Below are 26,133 nucleotides of genomic sequence, written 5' to 3'. Positions count from 1 at the left end.
TAGATAGCGTCTGGAACGGCTGTACACCAGTATAACTAGGCGAAGGGCGGACGAGGCGCTACGCTGGGCAGATGCAAGCTCCTTCCGATGCCATTCCTGTTCCCGATGCTCTTGCTTATGCGCGACGCCTGATCGGGAGCGATCCCACGCGGGCGCTAGCGCAAGTTCGTGAGGTGATTTCGGTAACGCCGCATGTGGGGGAAGCGCATCGGCTGGCGGCGCTGGTGCTGCGGCGGTTGGGGCGAGTTGCCGAAGCGGAGGACGCGGACCTTGAGGCAGTGCGGATGGCGGTGCACGATCCGGACATGCTGACGGCGGCGCAGGCGATGCTGGCCAACGAGCTGCACATTGCCGAGCCGATTTTGAAAGGACGATTGAAAGCCGAGCCGACCGATTGTGCGGCGATCCGGATGCTGGCGGAACTGGCCGCGCGCATCGGGCGGTTGCCGGATGCGGAACATCTGTTGCGGCGGGTGCTGGAACTGACGCCCGGTTTCGGGGCGGCGCGGGCCAATCTGGCGACGGTGCTGTACAAGCAGAACCGCTTTGCCGATGCGGTTGCCGAACTCGACAATGTGCTGACCGACGACCCTGACAATGCCGCGCACAGCAACTTGAAAGCCGCTGCATTGGGGCGGATCGGCGGCTATGACGAAGCTATCGCGCTGTATGAGGAACTGACGCAGCGCTTTCCCGATCATGCCAAGCTGCACATGAGCCATGGCCATATGCTGAAAACCGTGGGGCGACAGGAGGACAGCATCGCCGCCTATCGCGCGGCGCTGGCGGTGCAGCCGGGACTGGGCGAAGTGTGGTGGAGCCTTGCGAACCTGAAGACTGTGCGGTTCGATGAAACGGATGTGGCGGCGATGGAAGCGGCGCTGGGCGATCCGGCAATTTCGGTCGAGGATCGCTTCCACCTACATTTCGCGCTGGGCAAGGCGGCGGAGGATGCGAAGGACTGGGCCGCGTCTTTCGGGCATTATGCGCAAGGCAATGCGCAACGGAAGGCGAAGATCGATTACGATGCCGATGACATAAGTCGACACGTAAAACATGTTATCGATAGCTTCACGCCCGAATTTCTGGCGGCGCGGGCGAGCGCGGGACATGACGCACCGGACGCCATCTTCATTCTGGGGATGCCGCGCGCAGGCTCCACGCTGATCGAGCAGATATTGGCGTCGCATTCGATGATCGAAGGGACGATGGAACTGCCCGATATTCCTTCCATCGCGATGCGTGAGGGGCGGGACCATGGCGATGTACCGGGAAGCTGGGTCGCCGCGGTGCGCGATATGCCTGCAGAAAGGCTGGCGGAGCTGGGCGCAGAATATCTGGCGCGCACAAAGGTCCAGCGGAAGAGCGACAAGCCGTTCTTCATCGACAAGCTGCCGAACAACTGGCTCTATAGCGGGCTGATCCACCTGATCCTGCCGAATGCGAAAATCATCGATGCGCGGCGGCATCCGATGGATTGCTGTTTCTCCAACTTCAAACAGCATTTCGCGCAGGGGCAGGCGTTCAGCTATGCGCTGGACGATGTGGGGCGCTATTATGCCGATTATGTGCGGTTGATGCAGCATATCGACACGGTGCTGCCCGGGCGTGTGCATCGGGTTATTCATGAAGCGCTGGTGGCCGACCCCGAAGCGGAAGTACGCCGCCTGCTGGATTATCTGGGTCTGCCGTTCGAAGAAGGATGCCTTCGCTTCCACGAAAATGCACGGGCGGTGCGAACGGCGAGCAGCGAACAGGTCCGTCGCCCCATCAACCGCGACGGTATGGACCGGTGGCGGCATTATGCGCCATGGCTGGGGCCGCTGGAAACTGCGCTGGGCGATGTGCTGACGGCCTATCCACAGGTGCCGCCGCTGCGCTGATCGTGTCGATCCTGCAACAGTAGGATAAATTCGTCTGCCGCTGTTATACGTTTGTCATAATCATCTTGCGACGCGTGAAATTTCGTGAGGAAATGCCCCTGTAGATCAAATAGATCGCAAAGGGGGCCACTTCATGCAATTTTCGACAACCACCAAGCGTATTGGAACAGCGGGTTCCATTGCGCTGCTCGCATCGACGATGCTGTGCACATCGGGCATCGCCTATGCGCAGGAGCCAGCCGACACCGCCGGTAGCGATGCCATCGTGGTGACGGCGCAGCGCCGCACCGAAAATCTGCAGGACGTGCCTATCGCGATTACGGCGTTCGGCACCGAAAAGCTCGACCAGTTGCAGGTACAGAAGTTCGAGGACTATGCACGCTATCTGCCCAGCGTCTCCTATCAGACCAGCGGCCCGGGGTCGGCCAAAGTCTATTTCCGTGGCGTAGCCAGCGGCGAGAACGCGAACCATTCCGCGTCGCAGCCTTCGGTCGGCATCTATCTGGATGAGCAGCCGATCACGACGATTCAGGGTGCGCTGGACATCAATGTCTATGACATCGCGCGCGTCGAAGCGCTCGCGGGGCCGCAGGGGACGCTTTATGGCTCCTCCAGTCAGGCAGGCACGATCCGCATCATCACCAACAAGCCTGATGCGACCAAGTTCGAGGCTGGTGGCGACTTCGAACTGAACAGCGTGGCCAAGGGCGGCGAAGGCTATGTCGCGCAGGGGTTCATCAACACTCCCTTCAACGACAATATCGCGCTGCGCGTGGTCGGCTGGTACAAGAAGGACGCGGGCTATATCGATAATATCGCAGGCAGCCTGACCTTCCCGTCATCCGGCATCACGATGAACAATGCGCCCTATGTCGAGAAGGATTATAACGACGTCACGACCTATGGCGGTCGTGCCGCGCTGAAGATCGACCTCGACGATAACTGGACCGTCACGCCGCAGATCATGGGGCAGAAGCAAAAGTCCAACGGCAGCTTCGCCGTGGAAAGCGGCTTGGGCGACCTGCAGACGATGCAGTTCAACCCGGAAGGCGCGAAGGACAACTGGTATCAGGCGGCGCTGACGATCGAAGGAAAGATCGGCACGTGGGACGTGACCTATGCCGGATCGTATCTGAAGCGGAAGGTCACGACCAACAGCGACTATGCCGACTATTCGTATTTTTATGACAAGCTGGCCGGATACGGTAACTATTTTTACGACAACAACGGCGATCTGGTGAACCCGAACCAGTATATTCAGGGTATCGACCGGTTCACCAAGCAGAGCCATGAATTGCGCTTCGCTTCGCCAGCCGATGCCGTGGTGCGGTTCGTGGGTGGTGCCTTCTACCAGCGGCAGACGCATAATATCCGCCAGAACTATATCATCGACAATATTGCCGACTCGCTCACCGTGCCGGGGACCGCCAGCAATATCTGGCTGACGGAGCAATATCGCGTGGATCGCGACTATGCCGTTTTCGGCGAATTGACGGCGGACGTCACGGACAAGCTGGCGGTGACCTTCGGCACCCGCATCTACAAATATGACAACAGTCTGGTCGGCTTCTTCGGCTATTCGGCGGGATATTCCAGCAGGACCGGCGTAGCCGCCTGCTTTGCACCGACGATCGTAGCCGGTTCACCCTGTACCAACCTCGACAAGAGCACCAAGGACACAGGGTTCCTGCACAAGATCAACGCGACGTACAAGTTCACGCCCGATGCGCTGGTCTATTTCACGACATCGCGCGGCTATCGTCCCGGTGGCATCAATCGGCGCGGCGACCTGCCGCCTTACAGCGCCGATTTCATCGACAATTACGAGGCGGGCTGGAAAACAAGCTGGGCCGGAGACCGCATTCGCTTCAATGGCGCGATCTATCAGCTTAACTGGCAGGATCTGCAGATTTCGATACTCGGCGCAAACGGCCTGACGCAAATCCAGAACGCCGGCAAGGCACGCATTCGCGGGTTCGAAGCCGAATTGTGGACCCGACCTGCGGACGGTCTGACGCTGTCGTCCAGCATTTCGTATAATGATGCGAAGCTCACCAAGCCCTATTGCGGTGTCGACGATGCCACCGGCTGTCCTGATGGCGCGGTCCTGGCGCCAAAGGGCACGCGTTTGCCGGTAACCGCAAAGGTGAAGGCCAATGCCGTCGCGCGGTACGAGTTTCCCGTCGGATCGATGAACGTCCATATACAGGCAGCAGGAATTTACGAAGGGCGTCGCACGACCGACCTTCGGCCACTGCAGGGCGGTATCAAAGGTGATCTCCCCGCTTACGCCACCTTGGATACCAGCATCGGGGTTTCAAGCGGCATGTGGACTGCTGAAATCTTCGCCACCAATTTGCTCGATAAGCGAGCATTTAGCACGGTTGGCATACAGTGTCTGGAAACTGTGTGCGGCGATCCCGAGGGTCAGACGGCCATCGGTCCCAAAATCTACCGCACGCCGATCCAGCCGCGCCTGATCGGTGTGAAGGCCGGGTTCAAGTTCTGATACGCATCTGTTGCGTCCCTTTCTCCCGATGAGGAGGGGACGCAACATGGCTTGCATATTGGCGGGACTTGCTTCCTAATTCGCAGGTGACGACGCCCAACGCCCCTGCCCCTATCCCGCGCGTCGCCCGGCCGCTGGGCCTTGCCGCCTGCATCGCGCTGGTGATGGGGAATATGATCGGCAGCGGTGTGTTCCTGCTGCCCGCAGCGCTCGCGCCTTATGGCTGGAACGCAGTGGCGGGCTGGGCGATTACCATATCGGGAGCGCTGGCGCTGGCATGGGTCATCGCGCGGCTGACGGTCCGTTTGCCCGATGCCAAGGGGCCGCCCGCGATGATCGCCGCAGCCTTTGGCCCCGTCGCCGGATTTGCGCTTGGCTGGTCCTATTGGGTGTCTATCATCACCGCCAATACGACGATTGCCGTGGCAGTGGTCGCGAACCTGACCCCGATCGTCCCCCTGCTGGGGCAAGTGCCTGCCCTTGGCGTGGGCGCAACGCTGGCGATATTGTGGGCGACGACGGCGCTGAACCTGCGCGGTGCGCAGGCGGCAGGATCGCTGCAACTGGTAACGGTGATTTTGAAGCTGGTGCCGATGGTCGTGGTGGTCGTGCTGATCGTAGTGGCGTTGAGCAGTGGCAGCGCGGTGGTCGCGCCATTTCCGCGCGAAGGCCTGACCCTCCCCGCCGTCACGGCGTCCGCCGCGCTGACCCTTTGGGCGTTGCTAGGGTTCGAATCCGCGAGCGCGGCAGCGGACAAGGTGGCGGACCCCACGCGCACCATTCCGCGTGCGACGATCATCGGCACGGCAGCGACGGGCGCGATCTATCTCTTCGTGTGTTCGGGCATCGCGCTGATGCTGCCCATGGCGGAGGCCGCATCAGCATCGCCCTTTGCCGCGTTCGTGACGCGATACTGGGCACCCGGCCCCGCCAATCTGATCGCGTTGTTCGCTTCGATCAGTTGCCTGGGCGCGCTTAATGGCTGGACATTGTTGCAAGGCGAAGTGCCTCTGGCGATGGCGCGCAATGGCGAATTGCCCGTATGGCTGGGTAAGACCGACGCAAGAGGCACGCCGGTGCGCGCGCTGATCGTGTCGACTGTCTTTGCCAGCCTGCTGCTGATTGCGAACAGCCTCAATGGGCTGGTGGCGATCTTCACGGCGATGGCGCTGCTGTCCACCTCCGCGACATTGTGGCTCTATCTGGGTTGCGCCGCTGCGGCCCTGCGCTTCCGTGTCGCCATTCCCGCAGGGGTGCTGGGCGTCGCCTATGCGCTTTGGACCTTATGGGGCGCGGGACTGTCCGTCAGCGGATTGAGCCTCGTCCTTATGCTGGCGGGGTTGCCGCTATACTGGTGGGCGCGGCGGGGGGCGAAGCGTCTACCGCCCGCGCAGTTTGCCGAAGATGCTGCCGTCTGAGAGGATAGCGCGGGCGGCGTTGTGGCCGGGGGCGCCGGTGACGCCGCCGCCGGGGTGGGTGCCTGCGCCGCACATGTAGAGACCGCTCACCGGGCCGCGATAGCTGCCGTGGCCCAGAACCGGGCGGGCGGCCCAGAGTTGGTCGAGGCTCATATTGCCGTGCATGATGTCGCCGCCCGAAAGGCCGAATTTGCGTTCCAGACCCTTGGGGCTGAGGCGCGTTTGCGCGATGATCGAGGCGCGGAAGCCGGGGGCGTGTTTTTCGACGGTGTCGATGATGCAGTCGGCTGCAGCTTCTTCCTCATCGTCCCAATCGCGGCCATCGGGCAGGACAGGCGCGAATTGCTGGCAGAAGAGGCTGGCGACGTGGCATCCCGGCGGAGCGAGGCTGTCGTCCACGGTCGAGGGGATGAGCATTTCGACGATGGGTTCCTTTGACCAGCCGTGCATCTTTGCGTCCATGAAGGCGCGGTCCATGTAATCGAGCGTCGGGGCGATGATGATGCCCGACTGATGATGCTCCCCCGGTTCGGGGTGGCTGGTGAAGCGCGGCAATTCGGACAGGGCGACATTCATGCGGAAGGTGCCTGAGCCTGCCTTGAACGCTTTGGCCCGTTTCAGGAAATCGGCGGGCAGATCGGAAGGCGCCATCATCCTTTCGTAGAGCAGCTTCGGCCCGACATTGGCGATGACGCGGCTGGCCGCAATTTCCTCGCCGGAGACGAGGCGGACGCCCACGACCTTGTCGCCATCGACCAGCACTTGGTCGACGGGGCTTTCAAGGCTGATCTCGACGCCCATGTCGCGGCAGATCTTTGCCATGATCTGGGTGATGGTGCCCATGCCGCCGATGCTGTGGCCCCATGCGCCTTTCTTGCCATTCACTTCGCCGAAGACGTGGTGGAGCAGGACATAGGCGCTGCCCGGCGTATCGGGCGATGCGTAGTTACCGACGACCGCGTCGAAGCCGAAAGCCGCCTTCACCGCTTCGCTTTCGAACCAGCTATCGAGGAAAGTGCGCGCGGATTTGGTGAAGAGGTCGAGGACGTCGCGCTGCTGTTCGAGCGTGAGCTTGGAGAGCGCGCGGCCCTGCATCGCGCCGTCGTAGAGCGTGCGAAGGCCGTCGCCGACGTTTGGCGGGGCTTTGAGCGCGAGGCCGCGCAAGACTTCAGCGACATTTTCCAGCGCATCGTAATATGCGGGGAGCGCGGCGGCGTCCTTTTTGGAGAAGCGCGCGAACTCGGCCTGCGTCCGCTGGAGACCGCCGCCGAGTTTCAGGAAATCTCCATTTTCCTGTGGCAGGAAATTGGAGATAGGCCGCTCGATCACGCGATAGCCGTGATCGGCGAGCTTCATGTCCTTGATGACTTTGGGCTGCAGCAGGCTGACGGTGTAGCTGGCCACCGAATTACGGAAGCCGGGATGAAATTCCTCGGTCACGGCCGCGCCGCCCACGATATCGCGCCGCTCGACGATGCGGACTTTCATGCCTGCACGCGCGAGGTAGAAGGCGCAGACAAGGCCATTATGCCCCGCGCCGATGATCAGTGCGTCATAGGTCATGCTCGGCTCCATCCGGGGGTCGGTCGCTGTTCTTCGCGGGCCTGCGGGATCAGCGCGCGCATCTGGCGGCAGAAGGCGCGCAGGCACACTTCGCTTTGCCCCAGCGGCCCGATTGAGAAGCTGCGCGAGGCCATGCCGTCCTGCACGCGGGCGATAAGCTGGGTATCCTCTGCATTGACCTGCCGGTTGATGCGCCAGTTGAGGTAGCGCGCGGCCTTCATCTCGCGACGGTCATCGGGCAGCACATAGCTGATTTCGCGGATCAGCGTTTCAGTGGGGCTGACGGGGAGAAACTGCATGAAATCGACCTGATCGGGATAGATGTCGAACGCGACATTGGGCCATAGCTTGAAATAGAGCCAGCGTTTCTGCGCGGCCTCCGGCAAGTGCGGCACCGGCGGCAGCAGCGTCTGATACAGACGCTCGGACCAGTTGGCCGAGGGCCGCTCGATCAGGTCGCCCCACATGCGGTCGACATGCGTTTCCGCCTCCACGCCATAGCTGCGCCCGAACAGGCGGGTGAGGCCGGGATGCGCGACGGGAATGTGCAGGCCGTCGGAATAATTGTCCGCGACATTCTTCCAGTTCACCGTCCGGGGGCGAAGCGTGACGCGGCCGAGCGCAGTCAGTTCCTCGAACCGATAGGGCGCGACCTGATCCTCATAGGGGGCCATCATGTCCGCGACCGACGGGCCTTCACTGACGAGGCGCACGAAGATGAAGCCGCGCCAGATTTCCATGTCCACCGGCGTCAGGCCATGCTTGCCCGTGTCGAGACCGGGATAGTCGCTTTTCTGCGGCACGCCCGAAAGGCGCCCGTCGAGATCGTAGGTCCAGGCGTGATAGGGGCAGACCAGCTTTTTCGCGCAGCCGCTTGCGCCATCGACGATCCGCGATCCGCGATGGCGGCAGACATTGGTGAAGGCGCGGACGGCATCGTCGTCGCCGCGCACCACGATGATGCTTTCGCCCAGATATTCCAGCGTGTGCCAGTCGCCCCGCGCGGGGATATCGCTGATGTGGCAGACGACCTGCCAGCTTGGCGCGAAGACGCTTTCCTGTTCCGCCCGGAAAAAATCGGGATCGTCATAGGTCCAGGCGGGGAGGCTCCAGCCTTCGAGCGGATCAGATATAATGGTCATTGTTGTGCGAACGTAAAACAATGACCATTGGCGCGCAACCCTTGGTTATTTGGCCCTGCTTATTTGGCGATGGCTTTCAGCACGCTATCCCATTGCCCCAGTGCACCGGCGATGCCATCGACAGGCACGCGTTCGTTCAGGCCATGCGCAAAACCGTCGCTGGATTTCATGAAGAGGCTGCTGACCCCATAGCTCGGTACGCCCAGCGCGCGGAAATAGAGGCTGTCGGTGGCACCGGCGGACATGTTCGGCGTGATTTCCAGCCCGGGATAGCGCGCCTGCACCGCTTTGGTGACGGCGGCGGTCACATCCTTGCGCAGGGGTGAGGCGTCGCTGCCGGTCGGCTTGTCGATTGTCGTGATGGTGGCGCTGTCGTCGGCGATGACCTTGGTCAGTTCTGACTTTACCGAGTCGATGGCAACGCCGGGGAAGATGCGGCAGTTGACGCTGACCGTCGCGCGCTGCGGCAAGGCGTTCAGGGCGTGACCGCCGCTCAGCATTGTGGCGACGCAGGTGGTGCGGACCTGACCGATAAATTCCGGCTTGGAGGACAGGTAGGCAGCCGCCTCAGCGTCCTTCGGATTGGCAGCGTAGCGGGCCATCGCTGCGCCCGCCTCTCCGCCGATGCGACGCGATCCGGCAAGCATCGACGCCTTGGTCAGTTCGTTCGCCATCGGCGGGAATTGATAGGCACCGAGGCGGTCCAGCACCTTGGCCAGACGGTAAATGGGATTGGTCGCGGTCGGTGCGCTGCTGTGGCCGCCCGGATCGGTGATCGCGATTTCGAAATCGGCATAGGTTTTCTCACCGGCCTGCAGCAGATACATGGCGGGCTTGCCGTCCTCACCGATGACACCGCCGCCGCCGTCGCCGTTCAGGACGAGTTCGGCGCCCTTATATTTTTCGGCCAGCGCGCGCGTGGTCGCCATCTGGGTTTCTTCGTCGCCCGACAGCAGCAGAATGATAGTGCGGCGCGGCGCGAAGCCTTCGCGCTTTAACTGGGCGAGCGATGTCACCATCATGGCGACGTCATATTTGTTATCTTCCGATCCGCGTCCGAAGATGTAGCCATTTTCCTCGACCGGGACGAAGGGATCGCGTGTCCAGTCCTTCCGTTCGGCAGCGACGACATCCATGTGGCCGATCATGACAATGGGTTTGAGCTGCGGGTCGCTGCCTTTGAGAGTCGCGGCCAAGGTGGCGGTTTCGCCCATCGGCGTGATGACGATATCGGCGTCCTTGAACCCGGCGTCCTTCAGTACCGAAGCATAATAGGCTGCGAGTTTGGGAACCTGCCCCTCCCCTTCGACTGTCTTGAACGCGACGGACTTCAGCAGAACCTGCTTCGCGAGCGTCGGGTCCGCCGCTGCACGTGCAGTTGTCGTCACCGCCAGCGGTGCCAACAGAACTGCGGTTGTCATCATCGCGCGTGTAAAATTCATGAAGCCTGCCCTTGCTGGTGCGCCGAAGCGCGAATGCATGGCAAGGGTGTGGCACAGGCTTTAACCGTAGCCAACGAGGAATGCTGCCAAAGTCGCCTTAGACGACGTGCATCGTCGCCCGGCGATAGACGGCAAGGTCGATAACGGAGGAAAAACGTATCCCTGCCCGCCCGTTTCGCAGGCGAGCAACGGTGCAGATGATTTCCCCGACGCCCGGCAATCGTGCGACGAGCACATCGTCGATCCGCAGCGCCGCCGGGCAATCGATCAACATGCCCGACGTCGAAATATTGCGTACCCGGCTTCTGAACGGAGCCACCGTCGGGCCGTAAAAGTCGGCATGGCACTGCCCCTCTTCGCGGGGCGCACGCTCCACAAAGTCCGTTTTGGTTGCTATCACTGCCAGTGGGATCGTCATGTCATATCCAATGTGCCTTAACGCACCTTATTGGAAAAGACTTACCCTACTGTTAATTCAAGGAATTAATCGCATCACACCAGCACGCGTTCTGGCTTGCCCACTTCCTCCAGATTGGTTTGCGCGTCGATTTCCATCAGCGGCTTGATCAGCCCGTCGCGCATGTCATAAACCCAGCCATGCAGAGCGAGCGGCTGGCCGCTCGAAAACGCACCTTGCACCGTCTTGGTGCGTGCCAGCCTGATCAATTGGTCGCGCACGTTCACTTCGACGAAGCGATTGACCTGCGCATCCCGTTCGCCCGCACCGGCGATTTCATCGGCATGGTCTGCACGAACCTGCCGGGCATTGTCGAGCCACTCATCGACCGCACCGTCTACCTGGCCGTCCAGCGCGGCCATGATCCCGCCGCAGCCATGATGGCCGCAGATGATGATGTGCTTCACCTGAAGCACGGTGACGGCATATTGCAGCACCGACATCAGATTCAGGTCTTCGTCATTGACCAGATTGGCAATGTTGCGGTGAATGAACATGCCGCCCGGGGGCGTCATGGTCATCTGTTCGGGGTTAACGCGGCTGTCGGAACAGCCGATCCAGAGAAATTCAGGCATCTGTCCGGTAAGCTGACGCTTGAAGAAATCGGGATTTTCTTCCTTCAGTTCCATCGACCACGCCTGATTGGCGAGCAGCAGTTGCTTGTAGCTTTTCATGCGAAGCGTACCCCGGATTCTTGCGCGTTGATGAGCGGCGAGATTTTTTCAGCGATGTCAGCCCGCAGGCGTACCGAGATATTGCGATAATCAGCGCTTTTGATGAAGGCATTGATGATGCCGACATTGTCCAGATCGACATAGTTGGTCGACGACAGGTCGATCAGCACCGCGCAATCGTCAGGCACCTGCGCCAGCACCTTCTGCAATTCATATTTGTGGATGAAATACAGGTTGCGGCGGGCGCGGATGATGCACTCGGTCCCCTCTGCGTCGCACGCATAAGTGATGGCAGGGCGGAAGTTGCGCGCAATCACGAATATGAAGCCGACGACCAGACCGATCAGGATGCCGATGAGCAGATCGGTAAACAGGATCGCGACGACAGTGACGACGAAGGGAATGAACTGCGTCCAGCCCTGTTTGTAGCGTTCGATGAACAGCTTGGGCTTGGTCAGCTTGTACCCCGTAGCGATCAGCACGGCGGCAAGCGCGGACAAGGGAATGAGATTGAGCACCGTGGGGATCAGCAGCACGCTAAGCAGCAGCCAGAAGCCGTGCAGAATCGTCGACATCTTGCTTTCCGCGCCTGCATCGACGTTCGCGGAGGAGCGGACGATGACCGACGTTACCGGAATACCGCCGATCATGCCGGACAGGATGTTACCGCCGCCCTGCGCCAGCAATTCCCAGTTCTTGTCAGTCGAGCGACGGCGCGGATCGATTTCGTCGACTGCCTTGAGGCTGAGCAGCGATTCGAGGCTGGCGACAATCGCCAGCGTCAGGGCCACGGTCCAGACAGTGGGGTTGGAAATGGCAGTGAAATCGGGGGTCTGGAAGAACGAGATGAAGGCCGACAAGTCTTCAGCCACGGGCACCTGAACCAAGTGGCTCGTCCCGATATTCAAGGTCGGCGCAACTTGTCCGAACAGCAGATTGCCGAAGATACCGATCAGCACGACCACCAAGGGGCCGGGCAGGAAACGCAGCGGGCCCGTCTTCGGCCGTGCGCCATCCCACCAGAAAAGGAAGGCAAGGCTGAGGACGGCGATCAACATCGCGCCCCACAGGAAGCTGTCGCCGAGCGAATAGAGGATGGCCGAAAAAGTGTTCATGCCATCGGTCTGGGTGAAGTTGAACGTGCCTTCGTAGCTGCCGTCGTAGCCGAGCGCGTGAGGCAATTGTTTGAGGATGAGGATGAGGCCGATGGCGGCCAGCATGCCTGTAATAACCGAAGAGGGTACAAACTCGCTCAAAATGCCCGATTTGGTAAAAGCGAACGCCAATTGCATCACGCCCGCAATGACCACGGCAAGCAGAAACGCTTCGTAGGTCGGCAGGCTTTCGATGGCGGAAAATACGATGACCGTCAGGCCGGCGGCGGGGCCGCTTACCGACAAAGGCGATTTGGACAGACAGCCGACGACGATGCCACCGACGATCCCAGCAATGATACCGGAAAACAGCGGCGCACCGGAAGCAAGCGCAACACCCAGACACAATGGCAGCGCGACAAGTGCAACGACAATCGACGCGGGGACATCAGCACGCAGGTTCGCGAAAAGAGACTTGGGTTGAGACACGGCAGCTCCCTGAAGCATTGGTAGCGCGTGCGGACGTTACCCGATCGGGTACGCTGCAGTGCGCAATAGAATGCCAGATAAAGGATAATTCCATCTGCCGGACGAACGCGCTGTAACAAAATGTTTCTGGTGCACTGCAGCATAACGGTCTCGCGACGTTTTCGCTTTTCCTCGTTGGACAATCATATTTCGCGGAAAATGCAATAGCGCTGTCATTGTGCCTTTCCCCTGCGCGCTGTGGAGCCTAACACAAGGGCATGTGGCAACTTTATCAATTCCCCCTCTGCCCCTTTTCGCGCAAGGTTCGCTTGCTGCTGGGTGAAAAAGGAGTCGGCTACGATCTGGTTCGCGAATCGCCGTGGACGATGCGCGACGAGTTCCTCGACCTAAACCCTGCAGGCACCACGCCGGTCATGGTGGATCTGGACAAGGGCGTGACGCTGATCGACAGTCAGGCAATCTGCGAATATTTCGAGGAAACGGTGGACAAGTTTCCGCTGATTTCCGGAACGGCGGCGGGCCGGGCGGAAGTGCGGCGGCTGGTGACGTGGTTCGACCAGAATTTCTATGGCGATGTCGTTGCGCCGTTACTGCACGAACGGATGAAGAAGCGGATCGTCCATCGCGCCTCCCCCGATGGGGGCGTGCTGCGCGAAGCGATGAAGCGCGCGAACACCCATATGGATTACATGGACTATCTGCTCGACCATCGTAGCTGGCTGGGTGGCGGGACGATGAGCCTGGCCGATGTCGCAGCCGCCGCGCACTTGTCCGTCGCGGATTATCTGGGCGGGATCGACTGGACGGGGCATGAGCCGGTCAAGCGCTGGTACGCCGGGTTCAAATCGCGGCCCTCGTTCCGGCCGTTGCTGTCGGAACGCATGGAAATCGTGGTGCCGCCTGCGCATTATGAGAAGCCGGATTTTTAATGCTGATCAAGTCTGACGGTTACCGGAGGGACATAGCTGTCCATTGCGCGAAGCAGTAGTTTTGAGCACAAATGCCCAGTCAAAGCCTCCCTTAATGCGATTATTTGAAACTTGCGAGGGTGGTAGGCAGTGCAGCCTTTCCCTGCTAGGCGGCGGATGCCACTGGCAATATGGTAAAGGACTTTGATGAGCAGTTATTCCGAGGTGAGCGGGGGACTTGCCGCACCTTCCCCCTATGCCGAACCGCGTTCAATACAGTCCATAGATGAATGTTATTTCTATCATACAATGGACGTCCCGGGCCACGGCACCATCCAAGGCGAGTGGGATCTTCGTGGCTCCATCGACGCATATCTGGGCAATTTCGATTTCCAGGGGAAAAGAGTGCTCGATGTCGGAGCTGCCTCCGGCATCCTGAGTTTTCATATTGAAAAACAAGGCGCGGAGGTTGTGTCGTTCGATCTTTCGGAGAATTTCGATTGGGACATCGTTCCCTTTGCAGAAAACAATAACGATGCTGCTCGAAGTGCAAGACGTAGCCATCTTCGCAAGATCAACAACGGCTACTGGCTATGTCATGAAGCTTTCCAGTCGAAGGCGCGCATGGTCAATGGTGTGGTATACGACATCCCGCGTTCCATAGGACCAGTCGATGTAGCCGTATTCGGCAGCATTTTGCTTCATTTGCGCGATCCGTTTCTCGCGCTGGAAAATGCAGCGCGGCTGACACAGGAAGCTGTCATTGTTTCGGACCTGTCACCGTTCGGAAAATTCGCAAGCAAATTTAAGAAAAACCCCCACTTCATGCCACGCAGTTCCAAGCCGGACGGCATAAATGACGGATGGTTCAGACTCCCCCCGCTGCTGGTGCAGGAGTATCTCGCGATCCTGGGCTTCAAAAATTGTAGCATTTCGTGGCACGACTTTAAATATGGCGACCGCATTCGACCCATCTACACAATCGTAGCGCGCAGGTGATTTGATCAGCGTCGCTGAATTGTTGGCGGATTGGGTTAGTTAGAAAAATGACGGCGTTTTGGGGATATTCAATCACGCCACCCATCCGACAAAGCGATTGCGTCAGGCGCGCAGGATCATTACTGCGCTGGCCCATCCGACCAGTTTAGCGCGGCCTTTGCGCTTTCGATCCATGGAGAGAATTTTATGGCCACTGCGCCGAACAACGGATTGCCCATTTTCTACAACGACCTGATCCCGCTCAACAGCCAGGAGCATGGCGATTACCATATTCGCCCGTCCGATTCGGCACCGTATCTGACCAACCAGCATGCCGTGCCGCTGACCGTCGACGAGTTCATTTCGGCGCAGCGTTTTGTGCCGATCATCTTTTCCGCAGGCGAAGATCCGGTGCCACTGGCGCTGATGGGCCTGAACGAAGGCATCAACACCTTCGTCGACGATGAAGGCAAGCTGCGCGGCCCGACTTACCTGCCTGCCTATGTGCGTCGCTATCCCTGGATGCTCGCAAAACTGCGGCCCGACAGCGAAGAGCTGTCGCTGTGCTTCGATCCGACCAGCGGGCATGTCGGCGTGTTCGAAGAAGGCGAAGCCTTGCTCGCCGACGGTCAGCCGACCGAAACGACCACCAATATCCTGAAATATTGCGAAGAATTCGAGCAGGCAGCCGCCCGCACCGGCCAGTTCGTTGCCGAGTTGAAGACGATGGGCCTGCTGATGGATGGCGAAGTGTCGATCCAGACGCCGGGCAACGATCAGCCCTTCATCTATCGCGGATTCCAGATGGTGAACGAGGAAAAGCTGCGCGACATGCGCGGCGATCAACTGCGCAAGATTACCCAGAACGGCATGCTGCCGCTGATTCACGCGCACCTGTTTTCACTGCAGTTGATGCGCGAAATTTTCCAGCAGCAGATCGATCAGGGCAAGATGCCCAACGTTCCGGCACCGGAATAACCGCGTAAGAGCCTCGGTTCGGCGGGGAAATGAGAAAAAAGGTTGCCAAACCGCACCGATTTTTCGCTTCCCCGCTTGAAACTTCCGGCACTTGATCTTAATTCACTGAGATACGGCGCACCTGTCCCCCTTTCGGGTGTGCTGTATGGATGTCTCTTCGGAGACGTCTCCTCCCTGAACCTAGGCCACCCCGTGGAAACACGGGGTGGTTTTTTTGTGGGCCGCACGAAATGGGGCGGTGAACGCTACTCCGCTGCCTGGGCAAAGTCGGTTGCGGGCCATTCATCGGCCAGCGCTTGCGCGAGGTAGATCAGCAACGCCTGCATGGCTGCTACGCCCGCCGTCGGGCGGTCCAGAGCCGAATCGAGATACAGGCTGCGGTCGATCTCTATCTGAACGGCGTGTAGCCCCCGATCCGGCCTGCCGTGCCGATCGATCAGGTAATTGCCGGGATAGGGGTGGTTCTGCGCCACGCGGATGCCGCGCGCCTGCATGACATCGGCGGCGCGCGCGGTCAGGCGACTCGACGCGCTGCGCCCGAAGCGATCGCCCAGCACGATATGCGGCGTATCCTGCCCCGGCGTAGCATGCAGCGGTGGCATCGAATGCAAGTCGATGAGAATCGCATAACCATGCACGTCGCGCGCCCGCGCCATCATGGCGGCCAACGCATCGTGATAGGGGCGATGCACCTGCGCGATGCGGCATTGCGCCTCCGACCAGTCCATCGGGCCGCGCCACAGTTCATTCGCGCCCTGCAGGCGGCGCGGGAACAGCCCCAGCCCACCGCGCAGCTTGGCCGTGGAGAGCAGCGCTGTTCCGTGCGGCGCATCACGCAGCATCACGGGGTCGATTTCGCGTTCATCGCGATTGAGGTCGATCACTGCGCGGGCGGTGCGCGCAATCAGCACTTCATGTCCCAGGTCGATCAGCCCATGCGCAAGCAGATCGGAATAGCGATCCTCCAGCCGCCGCAGCGTTATTGCGGGGACACGCGCCTGTGCCAGAAGCGGTGCGGGGTATTCCCGCCCGGCGTGCGGCACCGATATGACGATGGGACTGGATACCGATCCACTGCGCCCACCGAAGCGGTCGAAAGCGGCATGGCGCTCGACAGGCGCGCAGGAGGAAGGAAAGGATGGCGAGTCGATATCGGGGTGCGACGCGCCGACCATGAATTTCCTTTCATAGAGCGCGAAACAGATCGCGCGGCTGGAAAATATTAAGCCCTTGTCGCATAAGGTGACGCTTCATGCCAAGCCCCGCGCGCCTGCGGGTGCAGCACTGTGTCCGGGCATGTCCGTGCCGGACCGGAACCGAAAGACTGATGACGACCATGGTGCGGATATTGCTGGCGGAAGATGACGATGCAATGCGGCAGTATCTGGCGCGGGCGCTGGAGAAATCGGGCTATGAAGTCGTGGCAGTCGACAGGGGTACGGCGGCGTTGCCGCTGATCCAGACCGAACGATTCGACCTGCTGCTGACCGACATCGTCATGCCGGAAATGGACGGCATCGAACTGGCGCAGCAAGCGGCGACGATCGCGCCGGACATGCGCGTCATGTTCATTACAGGCTTTGCGGCCGTGACGCTGAAAGCGGGAAAAACGATGCCGCAGGCCAAGGTATTGTCCAAGCCGTTCCACTTGCGCGACCTTGTGCTGGAGGTCGAACGGATGTTCGGGCCGCAAAGTGCAACCGGGTTAAGCTGAGGCCGAACCGGAGCGCAACAGGAACACCGCAAAGAAAGCGCGATTCCCGCTTGCACGGCCATCCAACCCTCGCTAATGGCAGCCTTCCTTCGTGGGCGTGTAGCTCAGTGGTAGAGCACTGTGTTGACATCGCAGGGGTCGCAAGTTCAATCCTTGCCACGCCCACCATCGAAAACCCCGCCAACTCGTTGAGTTTGCGGGGTTTTTGTTGCGTGGAAGGCGCGGTTGACGATGACCTGCACCGTTTGCCGACTGTATCAACTTGCGTGAGATTTGCGTGTAGAGGATATTTGCACAGCTGCTCAAGGTCCAGCCACAGCTCAGCAACACCCTGTCCGATGGTGACGAGATACCCGCGATCAAAAACCGCGTACTTGCATGTAGTCTTCTTAAGCACGCGGTGCCCCAGGGCGATTTCGAGCTTAATCAGGTCGATACGCCTGGCGGTCAAAATAGTGGCGACCGAGTGGCGAATGAGCTTTGGCCCCCATCCTGATGGAATGCCCAATTCTTTAGCCATCGTCTCCCAACCACTTTTAACGGATGCCACTGGCAGTTGCTCGATCCAGTGCGAACCATCTGGCTCAAACCGCATCAACTCGCGGCATACGAACTTGCCATCCGTTGCCTCGAGCCAGTTTGTCAGCATCGGGGGGACCGGTAGGAAGGGACGCCGCTTGCGGGTTTGGAGTCGACCGGCGGGGTTGAGGTTGAAAACACCCTCTTCCGGGCACCACTGCGCGCGAGCAGTAGCGACCGACATGTCAAGGATCGCATCCGGTCGCGCCATCGTCGAGATGGCAGCGATGAGATAACGACGAAGAGGGCTGAGCCGATCCGAACGTTCGACGGTGACCGCGTCACGCGTAAGGTGCTTAAGGGCCGGGACAGAAGCAAGTCGTTTGGAAGACGCGCGATTGAACGCTGCCTTGAGCGCGATGACACTCTCTTCGACAGTAGAAGCCATCCTCGGGCGCTCTGAGTAGGTGACCTCGCCGTTTGCACTACCCTTCTTCGTCCGAATTGGATCGGCCACCCCCCACGCCCGAAAGCGCACGATGACCTGATTGTCGATGTGTGCCGGTAGGATGGGATCAAGCACTTCCGGCGCTTCGCCACTTGCTACGAACGCCGCACCATCCACTTCGCCGGCTTTGCATTCCTCGCCGCCACCATGCTCTGGCTACGCTGTATGTCGATCCGCCCTAATGTAATTTGATTGCTTGTCAGGTTAGTTCAAAAAGGCCTGATGCCCCCATGCCACCACCTACGCACATGGAGACGACACCATAGCGCGCTTTGCGTCGTCGTCCCTCAATCATCAAATGGCCGGCCATTCGAGCGCCAGACATGCCATAGGGGTGCCCGATCGATATTGCTCCGCCGTTGACGTTCAAGAGTGCCGGATCGATGCCCAGTGTGTCGCGGCAATAGAGCGTCTGTACCGCGAAGGCCTCGTTGAGTTCCCACAGGTCAATGTCTTTCACCGTAAGGCCATGCCGCGCCAACAGCTTGGGAACAGCGAGCACCGGACCGATGCCCATCTCGTCGGGTTCGCAACCGGCGACAGCGAAACCGCGAAAGAGTCCAAGCGGCTTGAGGCCGCGCCGTTCCGCCTCTCGCACCTCCATCAACACGCAGGCGCTGGCCCCGTCCGAAAGCTGGCTAGCATTGCCAGCGGTGATCGATCCTGCGGGGCCGCTCACCGGCTTAAGCGACATAAGCGTTTCCAGTTTGGTATCCGGTCGGTTGCCTTCGTCCTTCAAGAGGGTCACGGCTTCATGTGTGCTTTCGGGTGCACCTGTCGCCGGAATTTCTCTGGCACTTTGCAGTGGCACTATTTCTTCGTCGAAACGGCCCGCCGCTTGCGCTGCAGCCGTGCGCTGCTGGCTGGAGAAGGCATATTGGTCCTGTGCTTCGCGCGAAATGCCATAGCGATTGGCAACGATCTGCGCCGTTTCTAGCATGGGCATATAGATTGTCGGAACCATGGCGGTCAGATCATGTGATTGCTTGCGCCATTCATTGGTATGAACGTTCTGCGCAAGCGAGATCGATTCCAGTCCCCCTGCAATGAAAATATCTGCTTCGCCGCTTTGAACGCGCTGCGCAGCAATCGCGATTGCTTGCAGGCCCGACGAGCACATTCGGCTGACCGTCAGGCCTGAAACCGACGGGGGGAGCCCGGCCATCAATGCGGCCTGACGCGCGATATTAGCGCCCGTGGCACCTTCGGGCCTGCCGCAGCCAAGGATCACATCCTCAACTTCCGGGCCATCTAGCCCCGCGCGCATCAAAGCATGCCGCACCACGTGGCCGCCAAGGACTGCACCGTGGGTATCGTTGAAAGCGCCCTTATAGGCCCGGCCGATGGGCGTTCGTGCCGTTGAGACGATGGCTACCTCACGCATAGTTATAGTCCCAGAACCCGTTCGGCGGTGCCATGGAAGAAACTCTCCAGAAACTCGTCCTTGAAGCCCAGCTCGTTCCATTCCCTGATCAGGCGCTGATAGGTGATGCTCGGATAATCGCTGCCGAACATCATCTTGTCGCGCAACCGCCCACGCATGTCGCGGATGATCTGTTCGGGCAGATATTTGGGCCCCCAGCCCGACATTTCCCAAAACACGTTCGCTTTGTGCAGCGCCACGACCGTCGTTTCGTCAATCCAAGGATAGCCGGGATGCGCCATGATGATCGTGAGGTCCGGGAAATCAGCCGCCAGGGTGTCGATGGCACTGGGATGCGCGTGGCGTGTCTTGGCACCCATGCCGCCGGGCATCCCCGCGCCCATACCGGTCATGCCGACATCGATCATCACCGGAGCCTTGAGCGCGCTCAGTTCCTCGAACAACGGGTAGTAGCGCATATCGTCGACGCTAAAGTGCTGCATGATGGGATGGAAGTGGAAGCCGATCATGCCGAGGTCATTGACCGCATGTTTGGCTTCGTCGATCGCGACTTGTCCCATCGCCGGTTCAACCGCGCCCCAGGCGCCGATCATGCAATCCTTGTGGCGGTCCCGCATGCCAGCAACATAATCATTCGAGCAGGGCGGGGTGTTGATCGTGGTTGAAAGATCAAGCGCGACGAGGCAGGCTTCGATGCCATTCTCGCGAAATTCCTGCGCGACCTCGTCCTCTTCCTTCCATGTCCAGTCGCGCTTCCAATATTTGGCAAGCGCGTCGACATAAGGACCCTGGCAATCGATCCAAGTCCTGGTGTTGGGATAACAGTGCAAATCGATAATGCGCATTCTTGGTCTCCTATCGCCCGGTCCATTGGGGCGCGCGTTTTTCGGCGAAGGCACGCGGGCCTTCGATGCTGTCCTGACTGGTCTTGCGGATTTCTTCGGCCGGGTAGGTTGCCGCCATTGCCTCACCGAGCGGTCGTCCAATGCCGGTCGCGACGCATTGTCTGATCGCGCGGATCGCAAGCGGCGCGCAGGCGATGATGTCTGCTGCCCAGCCTGCGACCACGCTATCGAGTTCCGTTGCTGGCACGACCTCGCTCACTAGACCTAGCGCGAAGGCACGCTGGGCGCTCATGCTGCGGCCGGTCAGCAGATATCCCATGGCAGCCTTGAGCGGTATCTGACGCGGCAGTCGGTGCACGCCTCCGGCAAACGGGATGAGACCCCGCTTCGGTTCTGGTAGAGCAAAGCTCGCATCGTCGCTTGCTATGATGATGTCGCAGGCCAGCGCCAGTTCGAACCCGCCACCCAAGGCCGTGCCCTGCACTTTGGCGATGATGGGTTTGGGATAGTCGAAGCGGTCCGTAAGCCGCTCCACACGCGCCCAGCGCGCATCTATTTCCCGCCGCTGATCGTCGCTCAGATCGGCCGACAATTCCTTGAGATCGCGCCCTGCGGAAAATGCCCTACCGCCTGCCCCGGTCAGCACGATGACGCGCACGGAGTCATCATCGGCCAGCGCATCGAGCGCCTGACTAAGAGCCAAATGGGCAGCCGAGTCCATCGCGTTCATCCGCTCGGGACGATTGATGGTAAGCGTGGCTACCGCGCCCGATATGTCGACGAGGACAGGTTCCGTCACGGCTTGGCCGCCAGTTCGCCCTTCAGTCTCGCAACAAGTTCCTGAAAGGGGGGCTGTTGGAGCGAGTGCATCTGCTCTTCAGACTCATGCTCGAATGCCGCTCGATGACTGGAAGCCGACGCAAGGGTCATAGTCCGTTTGGCGCGCTCGATAAGGTCGCGCGGCAAGCCTTCGGTGCGACGTGCGAGCGTCAGCGCCTCGGCAACCAGCGCATCTGCATCAAACACATCCTGGACCAGGCCGACGGATTTGGCTTCTTCTGCCCCCATCGATTGAAGAGGAGCATACGCGCCGCGTGCGCCCACCCGACCGCGCGTTGCAGCATCCAGCTATGCCCGCCGCCGGGGTGCAGGCCGATCTTTAGGAAGCGGCAATCGAAGAGTGCATCCGCAGACGCAAGTCGCATATCGCACGCCAGCGCGAGATTGAGGCCCGCACCGACCGCCGGCCCGTTTACCGCAGCGATGGTAGGAAGCGCGCTTTGCGCCACGTCCATGAACGAGTTGTAGACCGCGTGAAGCGTGTCCGTTTCACCCCCTGCCGCCTGTTCCAGATCGTCCAGGTTCGCGCCCGCGCAAAAGGCGGGAGGTGCGCCTGTGATGACGATGACCTTGGCGTCCGGGTCGGCATTGGCTTCGGCCACCGCCGCACTGATTGCCCGGCACAAATCGCCGGAGAGCAGGTTTCGACGCTTGGGATCGTTCAGTGTCAGCAGGCGCGCGGCTCCGTGTTTATCAACGCGCAGCATGGGTATTCCCGCTTATTTTCTCTGAAACGATGGACACCAGATCCTTCTTGGAAACCTTGCCGAAATTACTGAGCGGGAAACGTTCGAATATCTCGACCCGTTCGGGATATTTGAATTTGGCCAGTTCGAAGGGCGCGAGAAACTCGACCAGTTCGGGCAGCGTGAGGCTTGCGTTCTTCCTTAGCACCACACAAGCGCAGTTCTTCTCGCCAAGAACAGGGTCCGGCATCGGAACGCAGGCGACATTTTCAACCGCCGGGTGGCGCAGGATCAGCTCTTCGATCTCCTCTGCGCTGATTTTTTCCGCCCCGCGGTTGATGAGGTCCTTTTTCCGCCCTTCCACCATATAGTTGCCTGAAGGATGCTGCCGCATCAGATCGCCCGAACGATAGAAACCGTCCGGCGTGAAGGCGCGGGCATTATGTTCCTGCGCCTTGTAATAGCCGCGCAGCGTATAGGGACCGCGGCAACATAGCTCTCCCACTTCGCCCATCGCGACTGGCTGATCATCCTCACCCAGCAACTGGATTTCGTCATCCTCGCATATCTTGCGTCCCACGGTTTCCATGCGGACATCTTCCGGATCGTCGAGACGCACGAACATCAGCAGCCCCTCGGCCATACCGAAATTTTCCTGCACAGTGACGTTGGAAAAGACCTTCGCGGTGCGGCGACGTACCTCGGGCTGAAGGCGTTGCCCGCCGCTCTGGATCACTTTCACCGAACTCAGGTCGTATTCCGCAGCGAGCGGACTTTCCGTCCAGCGGATCAGCAGGGCGGGCACTGCATGAATATGCGTCACGCGATACTTCTCGATCAGCGGGAATACCTCCTCGGGGGAAGCGGCGGTGTGCAGAACCGTCGTCGCCCCATTGAGGAGGAACCCCTGCAAACCCGGACAGGCGAGCGGCAGATTGTGGCCGATGGGCAGGACGTCAAGCAGCACGCTGCCCTGGTCGATCATACAGACGGATGCGGCCATGCGGCTGTTATAGGCATAATCGTTGTGCGTGCGCGGAATGAGTTTGGGTATCCCGGTGGTGCCACCTGACAGCAGGAAGAGCGCCGGGTCGGTTGGGTCGATCACAATACGATCCAGCTCCGCCGCGTCCCGGCGCGCGGGCGTTTCGATCAACGTCTCAAGCGATACATAGCCTTCGGGCGCATGGCCCAGCACGATCCCCAGCTTGAGCGAGGGTAACTGCGCTTTTATGCGCTCGACCATATCGGTAAAGCTGAAATGGCGGTGGCGATCCGGCGTCACCGTAGCGACTGCTTCAGAAATTTCGGCGAAGAAGCTGATTTCCCGGAAGCGATGCGGCGGCAGTGCGAGAACAGGAATGGCGCCCACCTTCTGCAGGGCGAAGTGAAGGATAGCGAACTCGATCACATTGGGCAGCTGCACCACCAGCCGATCTCCCTTGCCGATCCCCAGATCGAGCAGGTTCAGGGCGAGGTTGGTGGACACGCTATCAAGTTGTGCAAAGGTCATGGCCCGATCGGCATCACGTAGCGCGACCCGATCGGCGAATTCGGCGCACCATGCAGCGAAAACATCCCGCAGCGGTTCGTCACGCCAATATCCTAGCGTGCGATAGCGCGCGGCGAACTCAGGTGGAAAAGGAACAACACCGTCCATATCATTCTTCCTCGTTAGCTGACGAAGCTGTAGCCGCCATCCACCACCACCGTCTGGCCGGTAGTGAACGGCAGGCAGGTGGCGAGCGTCAACACTGCCTCACCCACATCTTCAGGCGTCGCGCAGCGCTTGAGGGGAGTCTGCTTTGCCCGACGTTCCATCAGGCGGTGGTAATTGTCACCCAGCGTGCGTTCCATCCATTCACCTTCGAGCCAGCCAGGGGCAACCGCATTGACGCGGATGGCGGGACCAAGCGCCCCGGCGAACGTGCGCGTCATCGAAATGATGGCCGCCTTGCTCGACGAATAGGGAAGGGGTTGAGGCCCGGGGCGCAGGCCGACAATGCTCGCTGTGTTCACGATATTGGCTTTGCACAATGCCCGCAAAAGCGGCGTCGCGTGCTTGGTGACCAGGAAGGTGCCCCGAACATTGACGGCAAACACCCGGTCGAAGTCCTCAACCGTCATCGTGTCAAACTTGTGGGGCGGCACTTCGCTCGTGGTGCCTGCGTTATTGACCAGCAGGTCGAGGCCCGGACCAAATAATGCCTCGACGTCCTTCATCATGGCAATGACATCGGCTTCGTTGCTGACGTCGGCTTCGATGACAGCGCTGCGTTGCGCGCCTGCCTTTCGCACAAGTGCCTCTGTTTCGCGTGCTGGTCCCTCGCTGCGGCTGTAATTGATGGCAACATCGAAACCGCCCTGTGCCAGCGCCACCGCGATCGCGCGGCCAATGCCCGTAGCCGCGCCCGTGACAAGAGCCGCCGGCCTCAATCCTGCAGTCATCCTCTACTCCCATTTTTACAAAACCGATCATGATCGAAAAAACATGAGAGGCGAGGCTTGTCAAGTCCATAATACACCGATCAGTATACTATTGTCTATGGATTGCCCTCGACCTGGATAGATGCAAGATGGTGAGCGAGAAAAAGTTTGAGCGCGTTATGACCAGAGGACACGGCACCATTCGCAAGATCGCGGAAAAATCGGTTGAAACGCGAAGCGGAAAACGGACCTCCAAGAGGGTCTACCCACGCAAATCAGCCATTGTACTCGCAGCGGCCGAGGAAATTTTTCTCAGTTCCGGCTATGCGGCCACAAGCATGGATGAAGTGGCTGATAAAGCAGGCGTTTCCAAACGGACGATCTATAGCAATTTCGGAAGTAAGGATCGCCTGTTCGCCGAGGTCATTACCAAGCGCTGTTCCGACATCCTGACGGATGCACATATCGTAAAAACTGCTACGGAAAGCCCGCTCGAAGTGGGCCTGATTTTACTGGCCAAGGCTTTCCTGAACGGAATAATGGATCCGCGGCAAATCGAACTTTACCAGACAGTGGTAGCTGCCGTGCGGCGGCATCCGCAAGTTGGGCAGCTCATGTATGATAGCTCCATCGCACGAACCCACACGCTTTTCCGAGATTTTCTCGATCATCATGTGCAACTGGGTAACTTGGCCATAGCCGATGTCGACCTTGCGGCACATCAGCTAACCGCGTTACTCAAAACAGGTGTGCATCAGGAGCTTCTTTTGGGGCGACCGGTTGAAGTGACCCCGCAAATGATCGAGGCCAGCGCCACATCAAGCGTACGCCTGTTTCTAATGGGTGTGAATTCGTCCCCCCAAGGTCAGGGCTCATCAGCACCGCAGGCCTCGCACGGCGATCTTGAGAAGCCGATGAAGGCTGGATAATCCGCCGACGACATCTTCCGGGGTGGTTGCTGACCATTTTCTGACTGCAGAAGTATAAATCGCAAAAAGGGTGGCGGAAACGTCAGCCGCATCCAGTTTGTTGGAAATCGACCCTCTGCCTTGCATCGCGATCACCCAATCGCGCAATTCTGCTTGAGCGCTCGCGCGTCGTTCCACGATCCTGTCGACATAGGGATTGGCCTGGAAAAACTCCATCTGCTCCAAGACGTGGTAACTCAAGCTTGGGACTGACGCCCAGAAGGAGTAAAGATGACCGAACGCTCTGATAAGCATTTCTTCCAGCGTCTCTTCGCTTCTCATGTCATGAAACAGCGGGGGCAACGTTTCCAGCCGGTCGACGAAGATCATCGCCAGCAATCCCGCTTTATCCTGAGAATAGGCGAAAAGTGTTCCAAATCCTACGCCAGCGGTCTTGGCGATTTCACGCAAGGTCGTTGCGTCATAACCCTTTTCGAGGAAAAGTCGTTCGGCAGCGGCATGTATTGCTTTTTCTTTGGCAAGCTTGTTGGAATCGCGCTTGCCCAAAGGCTTGGACACGTCGTTGATCGCTTGCGCCTCACTCATGTTCACCGCTTCTCACCGGCTATTTTTCCGCCCTTTGCACGCTTTGGTAAAGGCTATGGCACGATCCATTGTAATATATCCCGTTCAAATGACAGCGCGAAGAAATAGCCAGCCGGCCGCAGGAATGGCGAGATTGACCCAAGGTCCAAGCGTGTTATGCA

At 59.7% G+C, this 26,133-nt stretch carries 23 protein-coding genes and 1 tRNA gene; 9 read left to right on the top strand and 15 right to left on the bottom strand.

Going from position 1 to position 26,133, the window contains the following annotated elements; genetic code table 11:
- The first annotated feature begins 71 nt into the window (after positions 1-71).
- From LQ220_RS02595 to LQ220_RS02585, 3 genes are all read left to right on the top strand, one after another.
- A complete protein-coding gene (locus LQ220_RS02595; protein WP_230186706.1) occupies positions 72-1,883 on the top strand; it encodes a tetratricopeptide repeat-containing sulfotransferase family protein in 1,812 nt (603 codons plus the stop codon).
- Positions 1,884-2,016: 133 nt separating this feature from the next.
- Positions 2,017-4,392 carry a TonB-dependent receptor gene (locus LQ220_RS02590; RefSeq protein ID WP_230186705.1) on the top strand — a complete coding sequence of 792 codons (2,376 nt, stop codon included), beginning with the start codon at positions 2,017-2,019 and terminating at the stop codon, positions 4,390-4,392.
- Positions 4,393-4,478: 86 nt separating this feature from the next.
- Positions 4,479-5,810, top strand: a complete 1,332-nt coding sequence (locus LQ220_RS02585) for an amino acid permease (RefSeq protein ID WP_230187241.1) — start codon at positions 4,479-4,481, stop codon at positions 5,808-5,810.
- Here LQ220_RS02585 and LQ220_RS02580 read toward each other — a convergent pair.
- The 6 genes from LQ220_RS02580 to LQ220_RS02555 form a co-directional block, all read right to left on the bottom strand.
- Entirely contained in the window at positions 5,772-7,373 is a 1,602-nt protein-coding gene (locus LQ220_RS02580) for an NAD(P)/FAD-dependent oxidoreductase (protein ID WP_230186704.1), read from the bottom strand. The two genes, LQ220_RS02585 and LQ220_RS02580, sit on opposite strands and share 39 nt — an antisense overlap.
- Entirely contained in the window at positions 7,370-8,515 is a 1,146-nt protein-coding gene (locus LQ220_RS02575; RefSeq protein WP_230186703.1) for an aromatic ring-hydroxylating dioxygenase subunit alpha, read from the bottom strand. Before LQ220_RS02575 ends, LQ220_RS02580 begins: the two co-directional genes overlap by 4 nt.
- Positions 8,516-8,574: 59 nt before the next feature.
- Complete coding sequence (locus tag LQ220_RS02570; RefSeq protein ID WP_230187240.1) at positions 8,575-9,936, bottom strand: M20/M25/M40 family metallo-hydrolase; 1,362 nt, start codon at positions 9,934-9,936, stop codon at positions 8,575-8,577.
- A 118-nt stretch (positions 9,937-10,054) separates the two neighbouring features.
- Positions 10,055-10,375 (bottom strand): PilZ domain-containing protein, encoded by a 321-nt coding sequence (locus LQ220_RS02565; RefSeq protein ID WP_230186702.1) that lies wholly within the window; start codon positions 10,373-10,375, stop codon positions 10,055-10,057.
- A 74-nt stretch (positions 10,376-10,449) separates the two neighbouring features.
- A complete protein-coding gene (locus LQ220_RS02560) occupies positions 10,450-11,088 on the bottom strand; it encodes a carbonic anhydrase (protein ID WP_230186701.1) in 639 nt (212 codons plus the stop codon).
- Complete coding sequence (locus tag LQ220_RS02555) at positions 11,085-12,671, bottom strand: SulP family inorganic anion transporter (RefSeq protein WP_230186700.1); 1,587 nt, start codon at positions 12,669-12,671, stop codon at positions 11,085-11,087. Before LQ220_RS02555 ends, LQ220_RS02560 begins: the two co-directional genes overlap by 4 nt.
- Positions 12,672-12,928: 257 nt before the next feature.
- Between LQ220_RS02555 and LQ220_RS02550 the strand changes: the two genes are divergently transcribed.
- From LQ220_RS02550 to LQ220_RS02540, 3 genes are all read left to right on the top strand, one after another.
- Positions 12,929-13,600 (top strand): glutathione S-transferase family protein, encoded by a 672-nt coding sequence (locus LQ220_RS02550; protein ID WP_230186699.1) that lies wholly within the window; start codon positions 12,929-12,931, stop codon positions 13,598-13,600.
- 186 nt (positions 13,601-13,786) lie between these two features.
- Complete coding sequence (locus LQ220_RS02545) at positions 13,787-14,578, top strand: methyltransferase domain-containing protein (RefSeq protein WP_230186698.1); 792 nt, start codon at positions 13,787-13,789, stop codon at positions 14,576-14,578.
- A 186-nt stretch (positions 14,579-14,764) separates the two neighbouring features.
- On the top strand, positions 14,765-15,535 hold the full coding sequence (locus LQ220_RS02540; protein WP_230186697.1) for a SapC family protein: 771 nt from the start codon (positions 14,765-14,767) through the stop codon (positions 15,533-15,535).
- Between the two features lie 245 nt (positions 15,536-15,780).
- On the opposite strand, the gene LQ220_RS02535 is transcribed toward LQ220_RS02540, so the two are convergent.
- The gene (locus LQ220_RS02535) at positions 15,781-16,710 is read right to left on the bottom strand and encodes an N-formylglutamate amidohydrolase (protein WP_230186696.1); all 930 of its coding nucleotides are present in this window, start codon (positions 16,708-16,710) and stop codon (positions 15,781-15,783) included.
- A gap of 161 nt (positions 16,711-16,871) precedes the next feature.
- On the opposite strand from LQ220_RS02535, the gene cpdR reads away from it, so the two are divergent.
- Positions 16,872-17,249 carry a cell cycle two-component system response regulator CpdR gene (gene cpdR / locus LQ220_RS02530; protein WP_230187239.1) on the top strand — a complete coding sequence of 126 codons (378 nt, stop codon included), beginning with the start codon at positions 16,872-16,874 and terminating at the stop codon, positions 17,247-17,249.
- A 93-nt stretch (positions 17,250-17,342) separates the two neighbouring features.
- A tRNA-Val gene (locus LQ220_RS02525) sits at positions 17,343-17,417 on the top strand.
- Positions 17,418-18,475: 1,058 nt separating this feature from the next.
- Here the strand turns inward: LQ220_RS02525 and LQ220_RS02520 are convergent.
- From LQ220_RS02520 to LQ220_RS02490, 7 genes are read right to left on the bottom strand one after another with little or no spacing between them, the layout of a single operon-like run.
- Positions 18,476-19,660, bottom strand: coding sequence for an acetyl-CoA C-acyltransferase (locus LQ220_RS02520; RefSeq protein WP_230186695.1), 1,185 nt, complete (start codon positions 19,658-19,660; stop codon positions 18,476-18,478).
- Between the two features lie 2 nt (positions 19,661-19,662).
- Positions 19,663-20,505, bottom strand: coding sequence for an amidohydrolase family protein (locus tag LQ220_RS02515; RefSeq protein ID WP_230186694.1), 843 nt, complete (start codon positions 20,503-20,505; stop codon positions 19,663-19,665).
- A gap of 10 nt (positions 20,506-20,515) precedes the next feature.
- Entirely contained in the window at positions 20,516-21,304 is a 789-nt protein-coding gene (locus LQ220_RS02510) for an enoyl-CoA hydratase-related protein (RefSeq protein WP_230186693.1), read from the bottom strand.
- Positions 21,301-21,531 (bottom strand): hypothetical protein, encoded by a 231-nt coding sequence (locus tag LQ220_RS02505; RefSeq protein WP_230186692.1) that lies wholly within the window; start codon positions 21,529-21,531, stop codon positions 21,301-21,303. Before LQ220_RS02505 ends, LQ220_RS02510 begins: the two co-directional genes overlap by 4 nt.
- Positions 21,495-22,052, bottom strand: a complete 558-nt coding sequence (locus LQ220_RS02500) for an enoyl-CoA hydratase-related protein (protein WP_230186691.1) — start codon at positions 22,050-22,052, stop codon at positions 21,495-21,497. The genes LQ220_RS02505 and LQ220_RS02500 overlap by 37 nt, the downstream gene beginning before the upstream one ends.
- Positions 22,039-23,691, bottom strand: a complete 1,653-nt coding sequence (locus LQ220_RS02495) for an AMP-binding protein (protein ID WP_230186690.1) — start codon at positions 23,689-23,691, stop codon at positions 22,039-22,041. The genes LQ220_RS02500 and LQ220_RS02495 overlap by 14 nt, the downstream gene beginning before the upstream one ends.
- A 14-nt stretch (positions 23,692-23,705) precedes the next feature.
- A complete protein-coding gene (locus tag LQ220_RS02490; RefSeq protein WP_230186689.1) occupies positions 23,706-24,479 on the bottom strand; it encodes an SDR family NAD(P)-dependent oxidoreductase in 774 nt (257 codons plus the stop codon).
- Positions 24,480-24,607: 128 nt separating this feature from the next.
- On the opposite strand from LQ220_RS02490, the gene LQ220_RS02485 reads away from it, so the two are divergent.
- Positions 24,608-25,387: a TetR/AcrR family transcriptional regulator gene (locus LQ220_RS02485; RefSeq protein WP_230186688.1), complete on the top strand. Its 780-nt coding sequence runs from the start codon at positions 24,608-24,610 to the stop codon at positions 25,385-25,387.
- On the opposite strand, the gene LQ220_RS02480 is transcribed toward LQ220_RS02485, so the two are convergent.
- Positions 25,334-25,972 carry a TetR/AcrR family transcriptional regulator gene (locus tag LQ220_RS02480; RefSeq protein WP_230186687.1) on the bottom strand — a complete coding sequence of 213 codons (639 nt, stop codon included), beginning with the start codon at positions 25,970-25,972 and terminating at the stop codon, positions 25,334-25,336. The genes LQ220_RS02485 and LQ220_RS02480 overlap by 54 nt on opposite strands.
- Positions 25,973-26,133 lie beyond the last annotated feature (161 nt).

This window comes from Sphingobium sp. CECT 9361 (assembly GCF_918741285.1).
Lineage (GTDB): Bacteria > Pseudomonadota > Alphaproteobacteria > Sphingomonadales > Sphingomonadaceae > Sphingobium.
The sequence above is the reverse complement of the archived record's forward strand: the minus strand, read 5'-3'. Positions and strand labels throughout refer to the sequence as shown.